Genomic DNA, 16,337 nt, shown 5'->3' with positions numbered 1-16,337 from the left:
CGCCGGCGGGCGGCGCGCAGCGAGGAGGGGTCGGTGACGTCAGCCGTCGCGGCGCTCTGGTCGGCCCGCAACTCGCTGCGCATCCTGGTCAAGCGGGACCTCGCGGTGAAGTACCAGCAGTCGGTCCTGGGTTACCTCTGGTCGCTGATCGAGCCGCTCGGCATGGGCGCGATCTACTGGTTCGTCTTCGGGGTGCTCTACTCCGGGGCCACCCGCCGGCACCTGGGCGCCGCGGCGGGGTCGTACCCGCTCTTCCTGATCACCGGCATCTTCGCCTGGATGTGGGCCAGTTCCGCGATCAACGAGGCGACGAACGCGCTGACCGGCCAGGCCCGGCTGATCACCACCATGAACGTGCCCCGTCAGGTCTTCCCGATCGGCCGGGTCACCGGCCGCTTCGCCGAGTACGCCGCCGGCCTGCCCATCCTGATCGGTATCGCCGCGGTCTACGCCGCGCACGGGAAGATCCACCCCGGCTGGTCCCTGCTCGCCCTGCCGCTGGCGGTGACCGTGCAGCTCGTCCTGCTGGTGGGGATCTCCCTGCTGCTGTCGGCGCTCAACGTGCTGATGCGCGACATCGAGCGGTTCATGCGGCTGATCATCCGGGTGCTCTTCTACGCCACCCCGATCATCTACCCGCTCAGCCTGGTCCGGGACTCGGGCATGCCCACCTGGGTCAAGGTGGCCTACGAGCTGAACCCGCTGGTCGGCATCTTCCAGCTGCACCACGCGATCTGGTACCCGGACGAGTTCCCGGACGCCCGGCTGCTCGCCACCACCGTGCTGGGCAGCCTGCTGCTGCTGGTGGTCGGCTGGTGGTCGTTCCGTCGGCTCGAACCCGCCGTGCTCAAGGAACTGTGAATGGCGATCATCGAGGCGGAGGGCCTCGGCATCCGCTTCGTCCGCAACCGGCGCCGCCAGCTCCGGCTGCGGGAACTGCTCATCCACCGGGGCGGGCGGACCGCGGCCGCCGGCCAGTTCTGGCCGCTGCGTGACGTGTCGTTCCGGGTCGAGCCGGGCGAGACGGTCGGCGTGGTGGGGCGCAACGGCACCGGGAAGAGCACGCTGCTCCGGCTGATCGCCGGGGTGCTGATCCCGGACGAGGGCCGGATCCGGGTCAACGGGGACGTGGCGCCGCTGCTGGAACTCTCCGCCGGGTTCTCCAACGACCTGACCGGCCGGGAGAACCTCTACCTGGTCGGCGGCCTGCACGGGCTCTCCACCGGCTACCTGCGCCGGCACTTCGACGAGATCGTCTCGTTCGCCGGCGAGCAGATCGAGCGCTCGATCGACACCTCGGTACGCCACTACTCGTCCGGGATGAAGGTCCGGCTCGGCTTCGCGGTGATCGCGCACCTGCCGCACCCCGTCCTGCTGGTGGACGAGGTGACCGCGGTCGGGGACGCGGAGTTCCGCGCGAAGTGTTATGCGACCATCGAGCGACTTCTCGCGGAAGGGCGCACGCTGGTGCTGGTGTCACACAACGAAAAGGACCTCACCCGGTTCTGTCGTCGGGGGCTCTACCTCGACGCGGGACGGTTGACCGTCGACGGGACGATCGACGAGGCGCTCGCCGCCTACGCCAGCGCGGCGCAGCGGTGACGCTCGCGATCGTGCTCGCCGCCGACGCGGCGGGCGGGACGGACGCCGCGGAGCGCCTGGCCGGGCAGTGGCGGCGAGCCGGCATGGCCGACGTGCGGGTGGCCGCCGACCTGTCCGAGCTGGCCGCGCTGGTGGCCGCCGCCACCGGCCCGGTGCTGGTCAGCGGTGCGGACCTGGTGGCGCACACCGCCGTACTCAAGCACCTGGCGACCAGCCCGGTCGGGCCGACGGTGGCGTTGGTGCTCACCGACCCGCCCGCGCCCGGGCAGGTCGCGGTCCGGGAGGAGCGCGGCCAGGTGGTCGCGGTCGGCGCCCCCGGCGAGCTGCCCGACGCCACCGGCGTCTTCGGCGGCGCGCTGCGGGTCGGCGTCGGCGACCTGCCGGCCCTGGCCGCCGCCGCCCGGTCGGCCGCGACCGGAGCCGCGCCCGCGACGGCCGGGTCCGCGGTGGACCGGCTCTTCGCCGGTCTGGCGGCGTGCGTACCGCTGATCTTCGCCCACCGGGTACGCCTCCTCGTCGCGCACCGGGTCGTCGATCCAGCCGGCCGGGCCGCCGCCGAGGCGGCCGTCGCCGCGGTCGACGAGGACAAGGCCGAGCTGCGCCTGTCGGTGAAGGAGCGGGACGACTTCTTCACCACGTTCTTCGTCAGCACCTGGTCGCCGTACGTGACGAAGGCGGCGGCCCGGATCGGGCTGGGCCCGACCGCGGTCACCATGATCTCGGTGGCCTTCGCGGTGGCCGCGGCGGTGCTCTTCGGCGTCGGTGGGCGGCCCGCGCTGGTCGCCGGCGCGGTCCTGCTCTACCTGGGCTTCGTGCTGGACTGCGTGGACGGCCAGCTGGCCCGCTACACCCGGCACTTCAGCGCCTGGGGCGGCTGGCTGGACACCATGGCCGACCGGGCCAAGGAGTACCTGGTCTACGCCGGCCTCGGCTACGGCGCCACGCACGCCGGTTTCCGCTACGGCTGGGCTCTCGCCATCGCCGCGATGACCCTGCAGACCGTCCGGCACATGACCGACACCTGGTACGGCGTGCTGCACGACGAGGCCGCCCGCCGCCCCCGCCCGGCGACCGGGGACGCCGGCGGCATCGGCGGGAAGCTGAACGCCGCCTCGACGAAGGTGCAGGCGGACACCGGCTCGGTGTCGTACTGGCTGAAGCGGACGGTGGTCTTCCCGATCGGCGAGCGGTGGGCGTTGATGGCGCTGACCGCCGCGCTGTTCGGCCCGCTGGTGGCGCTCTGCGCGGTGCTGATCTGGGGGACGTCGGCGTTCGCGTACACCGGGGCGTTGCGGACGCTGCGGGCCCGCTGGATGCGGGTGCCGGTGCTGACCACGGTCGACGCCACCCTGCACCGCGACGACGGACCGCTGGCCCGTTCCCTGCCGGCCGCGCGCGGGCCGCTGGCGCTGGCGGCGTTCGGCGCGCTGGGCGCGGCGGTGCTGCTGGTCGCCGCGCTGCGCACCGTGCACGCCGACGACCGGCTGCCGGGTTGGGCGGTGCCGGTGGGCCTGCTGGTCCTGCTCGTCGCCGGGTTCGGCGCGCGGGCGGCGCACGCCGGGCCGCTGGACTGGCTGGTGCCGGCCGCGCTGCGGGCCGGCGAGTACCTCTTCGCGATCGCCGTCGGGGTGGCCGGCCGGGCCCCGGCCTGGCTGATCTTCGGGTACGTCCTCGTGCTCGCCCTGCACCACTACGACCTGACCGCCCGGCTGGAGAAGCGGCAGGCGGCCCCGCCGCTGCACGCCGCCACGCTGGGCTGGGAGGGCCGGTCGGCCGTGCTGGCGGTCGCGTCAATCGCCGGAATCGCGAGTATCGCTCTGGCTACACTCGGTGCGTACCTTCTCGTGGTTTTCGTCGCGAGTGTGGTCCTCGCCTGGGTGGTCCTGCCCGCCCGCGCCCGACGGACGCCGGTCCCGGTCGGCGGAGGTGACCGCTCGCCGGGCTGACGGAGGACCAGGCCGGGATGACTCTGATCAGCTTCGTCGTACCGGCCTTCCGGGTGCAGGGCTACCTGCGCGAATGCCTCGACTCGATCCTCGACCAGCCGTTCGCCGACCTGGAGGTGATCGGGGTCGACGACGCCTCCCCGGACGACAGCGGCGAGATCTTCACCGAGTACGCGGCCCGCGACCCCCGGGTCCACCCGGTCCGCCTCACCGAGAACGCCGGCCTCGGTCCGGCCCGCAACATCGGGCTGGACCGGGCCGTCGGCGAGTACGTCTGGTTCGTCGACGGCGACGACTGGCTGGTCACCGGCTGCCTGCCGCACGTCGCCGACCGGCTGGTCGCCACCCGCCCCGACGTGCTGATCGTCGACCACGTCCGGGCCCACTGGAACAACACGGCGACGCGCAGCGCCATGCGGGACGTCTTCCCCGAGCCGCCCGGCGAGGAGGCGTTCCGGCTGCGGGACCGGCCGGAGACGATGTGTCTGCTGCACACGGCGTGGAACCGGGTGGTCCGCCGGGAGTTCCTGGTCGACCGGGGCCTGCGCTTCGCGCCCGGCTGGTACGAGGACGTCTCGTTCAGCTATCCCGCCCTGATGGCCGCCGACCGGATCGGGGTGCTGGACCGGGTCTGCGTCAACTACCGGCAGCGGCGGACCGGGGCGATCACCCGGACCCGGGGCGACCGGCACTTCGAGGTGTTCGCCCAGTGGCACCGGGTGTTCCGGCTGATGGACCGGTGGGGGCCGGCGGTCGCGGAGCTGCGGCCCGCCGTCTTCGAGCGGATGATCTGGCACTACCTGACCGTGCTCGGCAACTGCGACCGGATCGTCCCGGAGCTGCGGCCCGCGTTCTTCGCCCAGATCCACGCCGACTTCAACCGGTTCCGGCCGCCCGGCGGGTACCCGGTCCCGGGCGGCGTCGAGGGGGTGAAGCACCGGCTGGTGGCGGCGGGCCGGTGGCGTACCTTCAGCGCCCTGCGCGGCGCGAACCAGGCCGGGGACGCCGCCCGGCGCTCGGTGCGACAGGCCCGCCGGCGGGTGCTGCCGGTGGCCCGGCGGACCGCGCGGCGGTCCCGGGACGCGCTGCTGCGCGAGTACTACCGGGCCGAGCTGCGCCGGCCGATCGACCCGACGCTCGCCGTCTACGCCGCCTACTGGTACCGGGGGTACGCCTGCAACCCGGCCGCCGTGTACGCCGCCGCCCGCCAACTCGCCCCGCACGTACGCGGGGTGTGGATCGTCCGGCGGGACCGGGTCGGCACGGTCCCGCCCGGGGTGGAGTACGTCGTCGCCGGCACCCCCGCCTACTACCGGGCCCTGGCCCGGGCCCGCTGGCTGGTCAACAACGTCAACTTCCCGGACTTCGTCCGCAAGCGGCCCGGCTCGGTGCACCTGCAGACCCACCACGGCACACCGATCAAGGTGATGGGGCTGGACCAGCAGCGGTACCCGGTCGGCGCGATGCGGATGGACTTCGCCCGGCTGCTGCACCGGGTGGACCGCTGGGACTACAGCGTCAGCTCGAACAGCTTCTCCACGCAGATGTGGGAGCGGGCGTACCCGGCCGCGTACACCACGCTGGAGATCGGCTACCCGCGCAACGACCGGCTGGCGCTGGCCACCCCGGACGAGGTCCAGAAGGTCCGGGCGGAGCTGGGCATCGACCCTGACGAGCGGGTGGTGCTCTACGCGCCGACCCACCGGGAGCACCTGCCGGGCTGGCGGCCGCCGTTCGACCCGGACCGGCTGCTCGACGTGCTGGGCCCGGCCAGCCGGCTGCTGATGCGCAGTCACTACTTCCACGACCGGGACCGCAGGCCCCGTGGGCCGACGGCGGCCCAGCTGCTCGACGTCAGCTCCCACGACCGGGTTGAGGACCTCTACCTCGCCGCGGACGTGCTGGTCACCGACTACTCGTCGGCGATGTTCGACTACGCCGTCCTGGACCGGCCGATCATCGTCTACGCGCCGGACTGGGAGGCGTACCGGGTGGCCCGGGGCGTCTACTTCGACCTGCTGGCGGAGCCGCCGGGCGCAGTGGCCCGGGACTTCCCCGAACTGCTCGAAGTGTTCCGCTCCGACGCGGTCCGGTCGACGGCCGCCGAGCAGGCCCGGCAATGCTTCCGGGCCCGGTTCTGCGCACTGGACGACGGGCACGCCGCCGAGCGGGTGGTCCGCCGGGTCTTCCTCGACGAGCCGGCGGAGAGCGTGCCGAGCCATCGTGACGGACCGATGCGTGCGTAACACGCCTGTCACGAGACGAACATGGCACGTTTACCCGATGTGCTGATCGAATGATCCTGGTCACAGTCATTCCCGGGTTCGGCCGACGAGCTGGGGGAGGAGACGGTGAGCACCGTCGCACTCAAGGATGTGACCAAGGTGTTCCAGGACGGGACAATCGCGGTCGACACCATCAATCTGGACGTCGACGACGGCGAGTTCATGGTGCTGCTCGGCCCGTCCGGCTGCGGCAAGTCGACCGTGCTGCGGATGGTGGCCGGTCTGGAGGACCCGACCACCGGCGCGGTGCTGCTCGGCGGCGAGCTGGCCAACGACCTGTCACCCCGGGAGCGGAAGATCGCCATGGTCTTCCAGGACTTCGCGCTCTACCCGCACATGACGGTGGGCGACAACATCGCGTTCCCGCTGCGCCTGGCCGGGGTGGAGCCGACGCCCCGCGGTGAGCGGGTCACCGACGTGGCCGGCGCGCTGGGCATCGGCGACGTGCTCGGCCGCAAGCCGAGCCAGCTCTCCGGCGGCCAGCGGCAGCGGGTGGCGATGGGGCGGGCGATAGTGCGCCGCCCGGGGCTGTTCCTGATGGACGAGCCGCTGTCGAACCTGGACAGCGGGCTCCGCGCGGAGCTGCGGGCGGAGATCTCCGGTCTCACCCGGGAGCTGGGCGTCACCACCATCTACGTCACCCACGACCAGGCCGAGGCGCTCACCATGGCCGACCGGGTCGCCATCATGCGCAAGGGGGTGCTCCAGGACGTCGGCACCCCCACCCAGGTGTACGGCCGGCCGGCCACCCTCTACGTCGCCGCGTTCCTGGGCAGCCCGCGGATGAACCTGCTGGAGGCCTCGGTCTACGTCCACCTCGACCGGTACGTGACGCTCAACCTCGGCGAGCAGGCGCTCTACCTGCCCTGGGACGACATCCGCAGCCGGGCGGTGGCGCACTACCACGGCGAGCGGATCGTGGTGGGGATGCGGGCCGAGGCGCTCACCCCGGTCACCCCGGACACCCCGGGACACGTGCTCCAGGGGCGGATCCGCTACCTGGAACACCACGGGCACGAGTCGCTGGCCTTCCTCGACATCGGCGCCACCGCGATCGTGGTGGACGAGATGGGTGGCCCGGTGGAGTCCGGCGAGAACGGCCAGCGCGGCCTGCGCCGGTTCGGCCAGGTGATGCAGCGGCTGGCCGGCCGGGCCGCCGAGGCGCCGGTCTCCGCGCCCACCGGCGGGGGTAACCGGACCAGTGTGCTCAACGACCCGGGCCGGCACCACCGCCGACCGGCCGAGCTGGCGGTCCGGCTCGCCCCGTACCCGGCCGTGTCGGCGGGTCACCCGCTGGCCGTGCAGGTCCGGATGGACGCGCTGCACTTCTTCGACGAGCGCGGCGACCGGATCGACGTCGGCTGGCGGTGAGCGTGATGCCTGGCCGACGGGGTCTTGCCGGGGAAGTTACCGACGAGTAGCGTCTGGGCATGTCCATCGACTCTCGCCAGGTAGCGGCCGGTCTGCTGGAGGCCGTGCCGTTCGCCCGCACGCTCGGAATCGAATTCGTCGAGGTCGCGCCGGAGGCGGAGGGCGGGGTCCGGGCCGTCGTCCGGCTCCCCGACTCGCCGGCCACCCACAACCACGTCGGCGGCCCGCACGCCGGGGCGATGTTCACCCTCGGGGAGACCGCCTCCGGCGCGGTGGTGCTCGTCGCGTTCGGGCCGGTGCTCGACCGGGCGGTGCCGCTGGCCGTCCGGGCGGAGATCGCGTACCAGAAGGTCGCCCTGGGCCCGGTGCTCGCCACCGCCCGACTCGGTCGCCCGCCGGCCGAGGTGCTCGCCGAACTGGACGCCGGCAAGCGGCCCGAGTTCCCGGTCGAGATCGAGATCGGCACCGAGGACGGGACGGTCACCTCCGTGCTGACCGTGGTCTGGACGCTGCGCCCGAACCGCTGACGGCCCGCGCGAATCGGGTTTGCCCGGCCGATCCGCTGGATAGATTCGAAGGGTGCTGGGCCTACCCGCTCATGTGACCGCCTGTCTCTTCGATCTGGACGGTGTGCTGACGCAGACCGCCCGGGTGCACAACGCCGCCTGGACCGAGACCTTCAACGCGTTCCTGCGGGACCGCGCAGCGGCGACCGGCGAGCCGTACCGCCCGTTCGACCCGGGACCGGACTACAACCGGTACGTGGACGGCAAGCCGCGCGCCGACGGGGTGCGCTCCTTCCTGGCCTCCCGCGGGATCACCCTCCCCGAGGGGACGGCGGACGACCCGCCCGAGGCGGACACGGTGCACGGGGTGGGCAACCGCAAGAACGTCATCCTCCTCAAGCGGATCCACACCGACGGCGTCGAGGTCTACCCCGGCTCGGTGGCCTACCTGGAGGCGGCCGCCGCCGCCGGGCTGCGCCGGGCCGTGGTCTCGGCGAGCGCCAACTGCCGGGACGTGGTCGCCGCCGCCGGACTGGACCGGCTGCTCGAGGCCCGGGTCGACGGGGTGGTCGCCCGGGAGCGGGGGCTGCGCGGCAAGCCGCACCCGGACACCTTCCTCGCCGGCGCCGAACTGCTCGGGGTCGCCCCGGCGAACGCCGCCGTCTTCGAGGACGCCCTGGCCGGGGTGGCCGCCGGTAGGGCCGGCGGCTTCGGGCACGTGGTCGGGGTCGACCGGGTCGGCCAGGCCGACGAGCTGCGCGCGCACGGCGCCGACGTGGTGGTCACCGACCTCGCCGAGCTGCTGAAGGAGCTGGCGGCATGATCCGCGAACGGGCCTATCCGGTCGAGCCGTGGCACGTCCGGGAGGTCCGCCTCGACATGGACGTGCTGGCCCAGTCCGAGTCGGTCTTCGCCCTCTCCAACGGGCACGTCGGGCTGCGCGGCAACCTGGACGAGGGTGAGCCGCACGGCCTGCCCGGCACCTACCTCAACTCCTTCTACGAGCTGCGTCCGCTGCCGTACGCGGAGGCCGGGTTCGGCTTCCCCGAGTCGGGCCAGACCATCGTCAACGTCACCAACGGCAAGCTGATCCGGCTGCTCGTCGACGACGAGCCGCTCGACGTCCGGTACGGCGAGCTCCTCTCCCACGAGCGGGTGCTCGATTTGCGCGCCGGCACCCTGCACCGGGAGCTGCACTGGCGATCGCCGGCCGGGCGGGAGGTCAAGGTCCGCAGCACCCGGCTGGTGTCGTTCACCCAGCGGTCCGTCGCCATGATCAACTACGAGGTCGAGGCGGTCGACGGGCCGATCCGGCTGATCCTCCAGTCCGAGCTGGTCGCGAACGAGACCCTGCCGGCGCAGAGCCGCGACCCCCGGGTGGCCGCCGTACTGGAGTCGCCGTTGCAGGCCGAGGAGGAGCTGACCACCGACGACGGCGGGCTGCTGATCCACCGCACCAAGGTCAGCGGGCTCCGGGTCGCCGCCGCCATGGCGCACGACGTGCACGGCCCCGAGCGGACCACCATCGAGTCCGAGGGGTACGAGGACTGGGTCCGGACCACCGTCGGCTGCGTGCTCAAGCCCGGCCAGACGCTGCGGGTGGTCAAGTACCTGACGTACGGCTGGTCCAGCCGGCGGTCCCTGCCGGCCCTGCGCGACCAGGTCGGCGCGGCCGAGGCCGCCGCCCGGCTGGACGGCTGGGACGGGCTGCGCCGGGAGCAGCGGGAGTACCTCGACGAGTTCTGGGACGCCGCCGACGTCCGGGTGGAGGGCGACCCGGAGGTCCAGCAGGCCGTCCGCTTCGGGCTGTTCCACGTGCTCCAGGCCGGTGCCAGGGCCGAGCGGCGGCCGATCTCCGCCAAGGGGCTGACCGGCCCGGGCTACGACGGACACGCGTTCTGGGACACCGAGATGTTCGTCCTGCCGGTGCTCACGTACACCCAGCCGAGCGCGGCCCGGGACGCGCTGTACTGGCGGCACTCCACCCTGGCCCAGGCGCACGAGCGCGCCCGGACCCTGAACCTGGAGGGCGCCGCCTTCCCATGGCGGACCATCGATGGCCCCGAGTCGTCGGCGTACTGGCCGGCGGGCACGGCCGCGTTCCACATCGCCGCCGACGTCGCCGACGCGCTGCGGCGGTACCTCCTGGTCACCGGGGACGACACGCTCGAACAGGAGATCGGCCTCGAGCTGCTGGTGGAGACCGCCCGGCTGTGGCGCTCGCTGGGGCACCACGACCGCAACGGCCAGTTCCACATCGACGGGGTGACCGGCCCGGACGAGTACACCGCGGTCAAGGACGACAACATCTACACCAACCTGATGGCGCAGCGGAACCTGCTGACCGCCGCCGACTGCGCGATGCGCCGCCGGGACCAGGCGTTCGACCTCGGGGTGAGCGAGGAGGAGGCGGCCGCCTGGCGGGACGCCGCCAACGCCATGCACGTCCCGTACGACGAGGACCTGGACGTGCACGCGCAGGTCGAGGGCTTCACCCGGTTGCAGGAGTGGGACTTCGAGCACACCCCGCCCGAGAAGTACCCGCTGCTGCTGCACTACCCGTACTTCGACCTGTACCGCAAGCAGGTGATCAAGCAGGCCGACCTGGTGCTCGCCATGCACTGGCGGGGCGACGCGTTCACCGGCGAGCAGAAGGTGCGCAACTTCCTCTACTACGAGCGCCGGACGGTCCGCGACTCGTCGCTGTCGGCCTGCACCCAGGCGGTGATGGCGGCCGAGGTGGGTCACCCGGAGCTGGCCCACCGCTACCTGCGCGAGGCCGCCCTGATGGACCTGCACGACCTGAGCGAGAACACTCGCGACGGCGTGCACATGGCCTCGCTGGCCGGCGCCTGGATGGCCCTGGTCGCCGGCTTCGGCGGCCTGCGCGACCACGACGGGACGCTCTCCTTCTCGCCGCGGCTCTCCAGCCGGCTCAGCCGACTCGAGTTCTCGCTGCAGTGGCGGTCGATGCACCTGCGCGTGGACGTCCGGCCGCACCAGACGACGTACTCGCTGCGGCACGCCGGGCCGGACGCCGTGCTGGAGCTGCGCCACCACGGCGAGACGATCCGGGTCACCCGAGACCAGCCGGTCACCGTGCCGGTGCCGCCGGCCCACCCGTCCGGGCCGGCGCCGGAGCAGCCGCCCGGCCGGGCGCCCCTGCTGCACCTGCCCGAGCACGCGACCTGAGTGGCTGGCACGCGGCGCGTCCCCGCCCGGGCGGGCGGGGACGCGCCGGTGCGGTCAGAACTGGCGGCCGTTGGACGGGCGGCCGCCCGCGTCCCGGGGCGCCACCGCCCGCCGGTCCTCCGGTGTCCGGGCCTCGGCCGCCTCGTCCCCGAAGTTCCGGGCGTGCTCGGCGTCCTTTTCCTGCCGTTCAAGCTCGGCGATCTGCTGCCGGGACCTGTCCTGCTGCTGAGCCATGACGATCCTCGCGATCCGTCGGGGCGCGGCTGCGCCGATCTACGGTCCCTCCGCGCCTTCCCGCTCGACCCGCCGGCAAACGGCCGCTCACCCCTCGAGGTGTCGCGCGAAGCTCAGCCGGAGGTGGTTCTTGGGCCGGGCGCCGACGATCGAGCCGACCACCTCGCCGCCCCGGAAGACCAGCAGCGTCGGCATGGACATCACCCCGTACGCCCGGGTGGTGGCCGGATTCTCGTCGGAGTTGAGCGCGGCGAAGAGCAGCGCGTCGCCGAACTCCTCGGCCAGCTCGGCCAGGTGCTTCGAGACCGCCCGGCAGGGCGGGCACCACTCCGCCCAGAAGTCGACCACCACCGGCCGGGTGCTGGCCAGCACCGTCGCGGCGAACGTGTCGTCGGTGACCGTGGTCAGTCGGGCCTGTTCCGTGTCCTGAGGCATGTCTTCTCCCGGTGGGCGATCGCCTGGGCCAACTGGTCGTGCAGTTGCCGCCGTACCGTGCCGAGCCGGTCGAGGTAGTCGTCCACCTCGGCGAGCTTGCGGCGCAGCACGGCGACCGAGTCCGGGCAGACGTCGCCGGAGCTGTTGCCGGCCCGCAGGCAGGCCACGAACGGCCGGATGTCGTCGAGGTCGAAGCCCACCGCCAACAGCGCCCGGATCTCGTGCACCACGCGCAGCTCGGCCTCGTCGTACACCCGGTAGCCGTTGGCCGAGCGGCGTGGTCGTACCAGTCCCCGGGTCTCGTAGTACCGCAGGGTGCGGGTGCTCGTGGCGGCACGTTCCGCCAGCTCACCGATCAGCATCCGACCTCCCTCGCCCGCCCTCGACGCCACGCTAAACCTTGTCGTCGGCGTCAACGCAACAGGTGAACAGGGGTCTCAGCGGGGTATGCGCGCGATCGGCAACGTGTGGAGGTCGCAGATGCGTACGCGCGAGGTGACGATCCCGGTGGTCGCGGACGGCCTGCCGGCCGACCTGATCATTCCCGAGCGGGCGACGGGGGTGGTGCTCTTCGCCCACGGCAGCGGCAGTTCCCGGCACAGCCCGCGCAACGTCGCGGTGGCCCACGTGCTCAACGACCGGTCGCTGGCCACCGTGCTGGTCGACCTGCTCACCCCGGCGGAGGACGCGGTGGACGCCCGTACCGCCGAGCTGCGCTTCGACATCGGGATGCTGGCCGACCGGTTGGCCGCGATCGTGGACTGGATGGCCACCGACCCGGACCTCGGCCCGCTGCCGGTCGGCCTCTTCGGCGCCAGCACCGGCGCCGCGGCCGCCCTGGTCGCCGCGGCCGCCCGCCCGGAGCGGGTCCGGGCGGTGGTCTCCCGTGGCGGCCGACCGGACCTGGCCGGCACCGCACTGTCGCAGGTCCGGGCGCCGACGCTGCTGCTGGTGGGTGGGCTGGACGAGGAGGTGATCGTGCTCAACGAGCAGGCGCAGGCCAAGCTGGGGGACGTCGCGGAGCTGCGGATCGTCCCCGGCGCCACCCACCTCTTCGAGGAACCCGGCACCCTCGACCAGGTCGCCGACCACGCCGCCGGCTGGTTCGCCAACCGGCTCGCCGTCCCGGCCTGATCCACGGCTTGCGCTGGCGCCGCGGCCTCAGGTGTGGGCGGACCCGGTCGCCGGCTCGCGGTGGCGTTGGACGGTGTCGATGATCCGCCAGGTGACGGCGGCGATGGGCACCGAGACGAAGGCGCCGGCGATGCCGGCGATCAGGGTGCCGGCCGTGACCACGACCAGGATGACCGCGGGGTGCAGCTGCACCTGACGCTTCATGATCAGCGGCTCCAGCAGGTTGCCCTCGATCTGCTGGACGGCGATCACCGCGGCCAGCGTGAGCAGCGCGGTCGTCGGGCCGTTCGCGGCGAGGGCGACCAGCACCGCCACCGCGCCCGCCACCGTTGCGCCGATGATCGGCACGAACCCGCCGAGGAAGGTGATCAGCGCCAGCGGCAGGGCCAGCGGCACCCCGAGCAGCACCAGCGCCAGGCCGATGCCGATCGCGTCGATCGCCGCGATGATCATCGTGCCCCGGCTGTACGAGCCGAGCGTCCGCCAGCCGACCCGGCCGGCCTCCGCGGTGACCGCCCGGTTCGGACCGGTCATCCGGCGCAGCACCCACCGCCACATGGACCGGCCGTCCTTGAGCAGGAAGAAGAGCAGCACCAGCGCCAGCAGCACGGAACCGGCCACCTCGGCGGCGGTGCGCGCCCCGCCGATCGGGTCGGGGGCGCTGCCGCTCAGCCCGTCCCGGGTCTGCTGGATCAGCCGGTCCAGCTGGGCGTCGGTGATCGGCAGGGTGGAGGTGACGAAGTCGCGGCTGCGTTCCAGGCCCTGGTCGAGCTGCTGGCTCAGCTCACCGAACTGGCTCGCGGTCAGGTTCCACACCAGCACGCCCACCCCGACCAGGACCCCGAGCAGCAGCAGGATGGTGAGCAGGGCGGCGGGGGCCGCCGGCACCCGGAGCCGGCGCAGCAGGAGCAGCACCGGGTCGAGCAGCGCGGTGAGGAAGAGCGTCCCGGCCAGCGCGATGGCCAGCGGCGCCAGCAGCACCGCGATCTTGCCCAGCAGCCACAGCCCGGCGATCACCACCACCAGGCAGGCGCTCCACGTCACCGCGGTCCGGACCGGCCAGGGCAGGCCCGCCCAGGCCTGTCGGGGTCCCGCCGCGCGGGTGCGCTCCGCCGTCACCTCGGGCGTCCGCCCGGTACCGTCCTCGACCACGTCGGTCCTCCTCGATCGTGGCCGCTCGATACCCGCCCGGCCCCGATCCGACACCCGGGCCGGGTCCCGCCCGGGCTGCGTTTGCGCTCCCGACCCGAGGGAAGGCATCAGGGCAACGAAGGGAGATCCGAGCATGAGTGACTTCATGGACAAGGCCAAGGACGTCGCCGGCCAGCACGACAAGCAGGTCGACAAGGGGCTGGACAAGGCCGGCGACATGGCCGACCAGCGCACCGGCGGCAAGTACGACGAGCAGACCGACAAGGGTGTCGACAAGGCGCAGCAGCGGACCGGCCAGGGCGACACCGACCGCTGACGTCACCGCGCTCCCGGGCCGCCGCACCGCCGGTGCCCGGGGGGCGGCGTTTCCGGTCGGCGGAAATCCGTCCCGGGCGGCTGGTCCGGGTCGACGGATCTCGCCCCGATCCGCAATCGGGGCCTGACTCAGCGTCGAGTCGTGCGGAGCCGACCCGCACCCACGGCGGTGCCGTGGACGAGAGCGAGCCAGCCGGTGCCCGAGACCTCCCAGGCGACCATCCCGCAGCGCGGCTGCCCGTCCCGAACCGGGGGCGGGCGGCCGCGGCGTTGCCGGCGGCGGCAGCTCAGCCGCGTAGCAGGGCGGGCAGCTCGGCCAGGGAGGCGAGCGTGCGGCCGTCCCAGGCCGGGTCCGTGTCGTTGTGCTCGGTCGTCCGCAGCACCGTCATGCCGATCGCCGCCGCTCCGGCCAGCTCGCCGTCCGCGCCGTCCCCGACGTAGACGCAGTCGGTCGGTGCGGCGCCCAGCCGGTCGGCGGCGGCGAGGTAGCTGGCCGGGTCCGGCTTGGCCACGCCCAGCTGGCAGGAGAAGACGGCCGCGTCCAGCCGCCGGGCCAGCACGGTCTCCGGCCACGCCTCGGCGGTCTCCGAGGTGGCGTTGCTGAGCAGGGCGAGCGGGTGGCCGGCGGCCCGCAGCGCGTCGAGCGCGTCCAGAGTGGCCGGTGACACCGAGGCCAGCACCCGTCGGGCCAGCGCGCACCGGTGGGCGGCCGCCCGGGCCACCGCCTCGTCGGAGGGCGTGCCGCCGAGCCGCCCGGCCAGGATCCGGACGGTCTCCGCGACGTCCCAGCGGACCAGCCGCTCCCGCCACGTCGCGTGGTACGCGGCGACCAGCGCCGGCGGGTCCACGCCCACCATGACGGCCATCTCGCCGACCACCCGGTCGCGCTCGGCGTCCGCGCCGCGGACCAGGGTGTGGAAGAGGTCGAAGATCACCGGTCGGCGCACGGTCCAGATGCTACCGACGCCGGTTGGCCGCCGTGGACTCCGGCTCCGGTCACCTCGAGGGCTGCCCGCCGCCGCCGACGTGGTGCAGACCTGGTGCCTGGCCGCCGGGCTGGCGGTCGAGCGCGCCCCGGCCGCCGACCCGGCGCCCCGGGTGGCGCTGCTCGCCAGCCTGATCGACGAGGTCGCCCGGGCCGACCGGTCCTGAGCACAACGAAGGGCCGGTCTCCCCGCTCGGGGAGACCGGCCCTTCGTCGGTCGTGCTCATCAGGAGCTGTAACCGCGGCCCGCGATCCAGTTGGCCAGCTCGGTCACGTCCATCCAGTACTCCGGCTCGTTCGGGCTGGCCGGGTCGGCGATCATCACGGTGTTGCCGTCGTCCTTGTACTCCACCACGGTCACATAGTGGCCGGGGAAGCCGTGCTGGACACCGTCGATGTCCAGCGCGGTGCCCATCGCGTTGGCGACGACCGGGCGACCGGCGTCCACCGCCGTCTTGACGTCCTCGCGCAGGCGCTCGACCTGCTCCTTGGTGGCCACGTCGTCCCGGAGCTCGGTGGTCTTGTACTTGCCACCGGTGTACTCGTTCAGCACCCGGGTGACGTCGAAGGCCGAGTCGGTGCCGTTCTCGGTCGTGCCGAGCTTCTGCGCCACCTCGTCCAGGCTGACGACCTTGCCCTCGGCCGACAGCGCCATCGCGGTCGCCGTCGGGCCGCAGTAGAAGAAGTTCGGCTGGGCCTCGTACTGGTAGTTGGCACGGCGCTCGCTCTTGTCGGCGCCCTTGCCGTTGCCCTTGCCGTTGTCCTTGTCGGCCTTCACCGAGCTGACCGGCTTGGCCTGGGCCGGGGCGGCGGCCTGCGCGGCCACGGCGGCACCGGCGATGACACCAGCGGACATGATCAGGCCGGCGACGGAAAGCATGCTGTTGCGGAACATCAGGTACATGTAGAAGCTCCATCGGGGGGTTGACGCCTCCGGGTAAGGAGACGCAGCACCGGGACTGGCGCTCGGCTTGTAGGAGGGATCGGTGGACCGGGGCGGCACCCGCTGGCCCATCGGGGAGGTAACGACCGGCCGCCGCGGGCCATTCCGCCCGGCCGACCGTCCTGCTCAGTCGTACGGAGGACGTAACGACCAGGGCCGGGCCGCGATTCCACCAGCAGCGCGACGCCGGTCACCGCCAGACCGGACACCAGCCCCATCCCTCGCGCCTGGCCCGAG

At 73.1% G+C, this 16,337-nt stretch carries 17 protein-coding genes; 11 read left to right on the top strand and 6 right to left on the bottom strand.

The features are described 5' to 3' along the window. Positions 1-33: 33 nt before the first annotated feature. The 8 genes from GA0070613_RS06505 to GA0070613_RS06470 all read left to right on the top strand — a co-directional run bounded on the left by GA0070613_RS06505 (position 34) and on the right by GA0070613_RS06470 (position 10,902). Complete coding sequence (locus tag GA0070613_RS06505; RefSeq protein WP_089011468.1) at positions 34-861, top strand: ABC transporter permease; 828 nt, start codon at positions 34-36, stop codon at positions 859-861. After that, positions 862-1,602, top strand: coding sequence for an ABC transporter ATP-binding protein (locus GA0070613_RS06500; RefSeq protein ID WP_089011467.1), 741 nt, complete (start codon positions 862-864; stop codon positions 1,600-1,602). Continuing rightward, positions 1,599-3,548: a DUF5941 domain-containing protein gene (locus GA0070613_RS06495; RefSeq protein WP_089011466.1), complete on the top strand. Its 1,950-nt coding sequence runs from the start codon at positions 1,599-1,601 to the stop codon at positions 3,546-3,548. Before GA0070613_RS06500 ends, GA0070613_RS06495 begins: the two co-directional genes overlap by 4 nt. Before the next feature lie 17 nt (positions 3,549-3,565). Continuing rightward, the gene (locus GA0070613_RS06490) at positions 3,566-5,794 is read left to right on the top strand and encodes a bifunctional glycosyltransferase/CDP-glycerol:glycerophosphate glycerophosphotransferase (RefSeq protein WP_089011465.1); all 2,229 of its coding nucleotides are present in this window, start codon (positions 3,566-3,568) and stop codon (positions 5,792-5,794) included. 105 nt (positions 5,795-5,899) lie between these two features. After that, the gene (locus GA0070613_RS06485) at positions 5,900-7,204 is read left to right on the top strand and encodes an ABC transporter ATP-binding protein (RefSeq protein WP_089011464.1); all 1,305 of its coding nucleotides are present in this window, start codon (positions 5,900-5,902) and stop codon (positions 7,202-7,204) included. A gap of 59 nt (positions 7,205-7,263) precedes the next feature. Further along, on the top strand, positions 7,264-7,731 hold the full coding sequence (locus GA0070613_RS06480) for a DUF4442 domain-containing protein (protein ID WP_089011463.1): 468 nt from the start codon (positions 7,264-7,266) through the stop codon (positions 7,729-7,731). 52 nt (positions 7,732-7,783) lie between these two features. After that, on the top strand, positions 7,784-8,533 hold the full coding sequence (locus GA0070613_RS06475; protein ID WP_089011462.1) for a beta-phosphoglucomutase family hydrolase: 750 nt from the start codon (positions 7,784-7,786) through the stop codon (positions 8,531-8,533). Then, positions 8,530-10,902 carry a glycoside hydrolase family 65 protein gene (locus GA0070613_RS06470; RefSeq protein ID WP_089011461.1) on the top strand — a complete coding sequence of 791 codons (2,373 nt, stop codon included), beginning with the start codon at positions 8,530-8,532 and terminating at the stop codon, positions 10,900-10,902. The genes GA0070613_RS06475 and GA0070613_RS06470 overlap by 4 nt, the downstream gene beginning before the upstream one ends. A gap of 54 nt (positions 10,903-10,956) precedes the next feature. On the opposite strand, the gene GA0070613_RS06465 is transcribed toward GA0070613_RS06470, so the two are convergent. The 3 genes from GA0070613_RS06465 to GA0070613_RS06455 form a co-directional block, all read right to left on the bottom strand. Next, positions 10,957-11,136 carry a hypothetical protein gene (locus tag GA0070613_RS06465; protein ID WP_089011460.1) on the bottom strand — a complete coding sequence of 60 codons (180 nt, stop codon included), beginning with the start codon at positions 11,134-11,136 and terminating at the stop codon, positions 10,957-10,959. Between the two features lie 87 nt (positions 11,137-11,223). Then, positions 11,224-11,571, bottom strand: a complete 348-nt coding sequence (locus GA0070613_RS06460) for a thioredoxin family protein (protein ID WP_089011459.1) — start codon at positions 11,569-11,571, stop codon at positions 11,224-11,226. Then, positions 11,541-11,933, bottom strand: coding sequence for a MerR family transcriptional regulator (locus GA0070613_RS06455; protein WP_089011458.1), 393 nt, complete (start codon positions 11,931-11,933; stop codon positions 11,541-11,543). The genes GA0070613_RS06460 and GA0070613_RS06455 overlap by 31 nt, the downstream gene beginning before the upstream one ends. 118 nt (positions 11,934-12,051) lie before the next feature. On the opposite strand from GA0070613_RS06455, the gene GA0070613_RS06450 reads away from it, so the two are divergent. After that, positions 12,052-12,705, top strand: coding sequence for a dienelactone hydrolase family protein (locus GA0070613_RS06450; protein ID WP_089015791.1), 654 nt, complete (start codon positions 12,052-12,054; stop codon positions 12,703-12,705). A gap of 27 nt (positions 12,706-12,732) precedes the next feature. Here the strand turns inward: GA0070613_RS06450 and GA0070613_RS06445 are convergent, their stop codons facing one another. Then, positions 12,733-13,857 carry an AI-2E family transporter gene (locus tag GA0070613_RS06445; RefSeq protein ID WP_231929688.1) on the bottom strand — a complete coding sequence of 375 codons (1,125 nt, stop codon included), beginning with the start codon at positions 13,855-13,857 and terminating at the stop codon, positions 12,733-12,735. 133 nt (positions 13,858-13,990) lie between these two features. On the opposite strand from GA0070613_RS06445, the gene GA0070613_RS06440 reads away from it, so the two are divergent. Continuing rightward, positions 13,991-14,173 (top strand): antitoxin, encoded by a 183-nt coding sequence (locus GA0070613_RS06440; RefSeq protein WP_089011456.1) that lies wholly within the window; start codon positions 13,991-13,993, stop codon positions 14,171-14,173. 286 nt (positions 14,174-14,459) lie between these two features. Here GA0070613_RS06440 and GA0070613_RS06435 read toward each other — a convergent pair whose 3' ends face one another. Then, positions 14,460-15,119, bottom strand: a complete 660-nt coding sequence (locus tag GA0070613_RS06435) for an HAD family hydrolase (RefSeq protein WP_089011455.1) — start codon at positions 15,117-15,119, stop codon at positions 14,460-14,462. 7 nt (positions 15,120-15,126) lie between these two features. On the opposite strand from GA0070613_RS06435, the gene GA0070613_RS33255 reads away from it, so the two are divergent. Beyond that, entirely contained in the window at positions 15,127-15,324 is a 198-nt protein-coding gene (locus tag GA0070613_RS33255; protein WP_157746286.1) for a hypothetical protein, read from the top strand. A 59-nt stretch (positions 15,325-15,383) separates the two neighbouring features. On the opposite strand, the gene GA0070613_RS06430 is transcribed toward GA0070613_RS33255, so the two are convergent. Further along, positions 15,384-16,061 carry a C39 family peptidase gene (locus GA0070613_RS06430; protein ID WP_089011454.1) on the bottom strand — a complete coding sequence of 226 codons (678 nt, stop codon included), beginning with the start codon at positions 16,059-16,061 and terminating at the stop codon, positions 15,384-15,386. Positions 16,062-16,337 lie beyond the last annotated feature (276 nt).

The organism is Micromonospora inositola, from assembly GCF_900090285.1.
GTDB lineage: Bacteria > Actinomycetota > Actinomycetes > Mycobacteriales > Micromonosporaceae > Micromonospora > Micromonospora inositola.
Note: the sequence above shows the minus strand (reverse complement) of the source record. Positions and strands in the feature narration are given on the sequence as shown.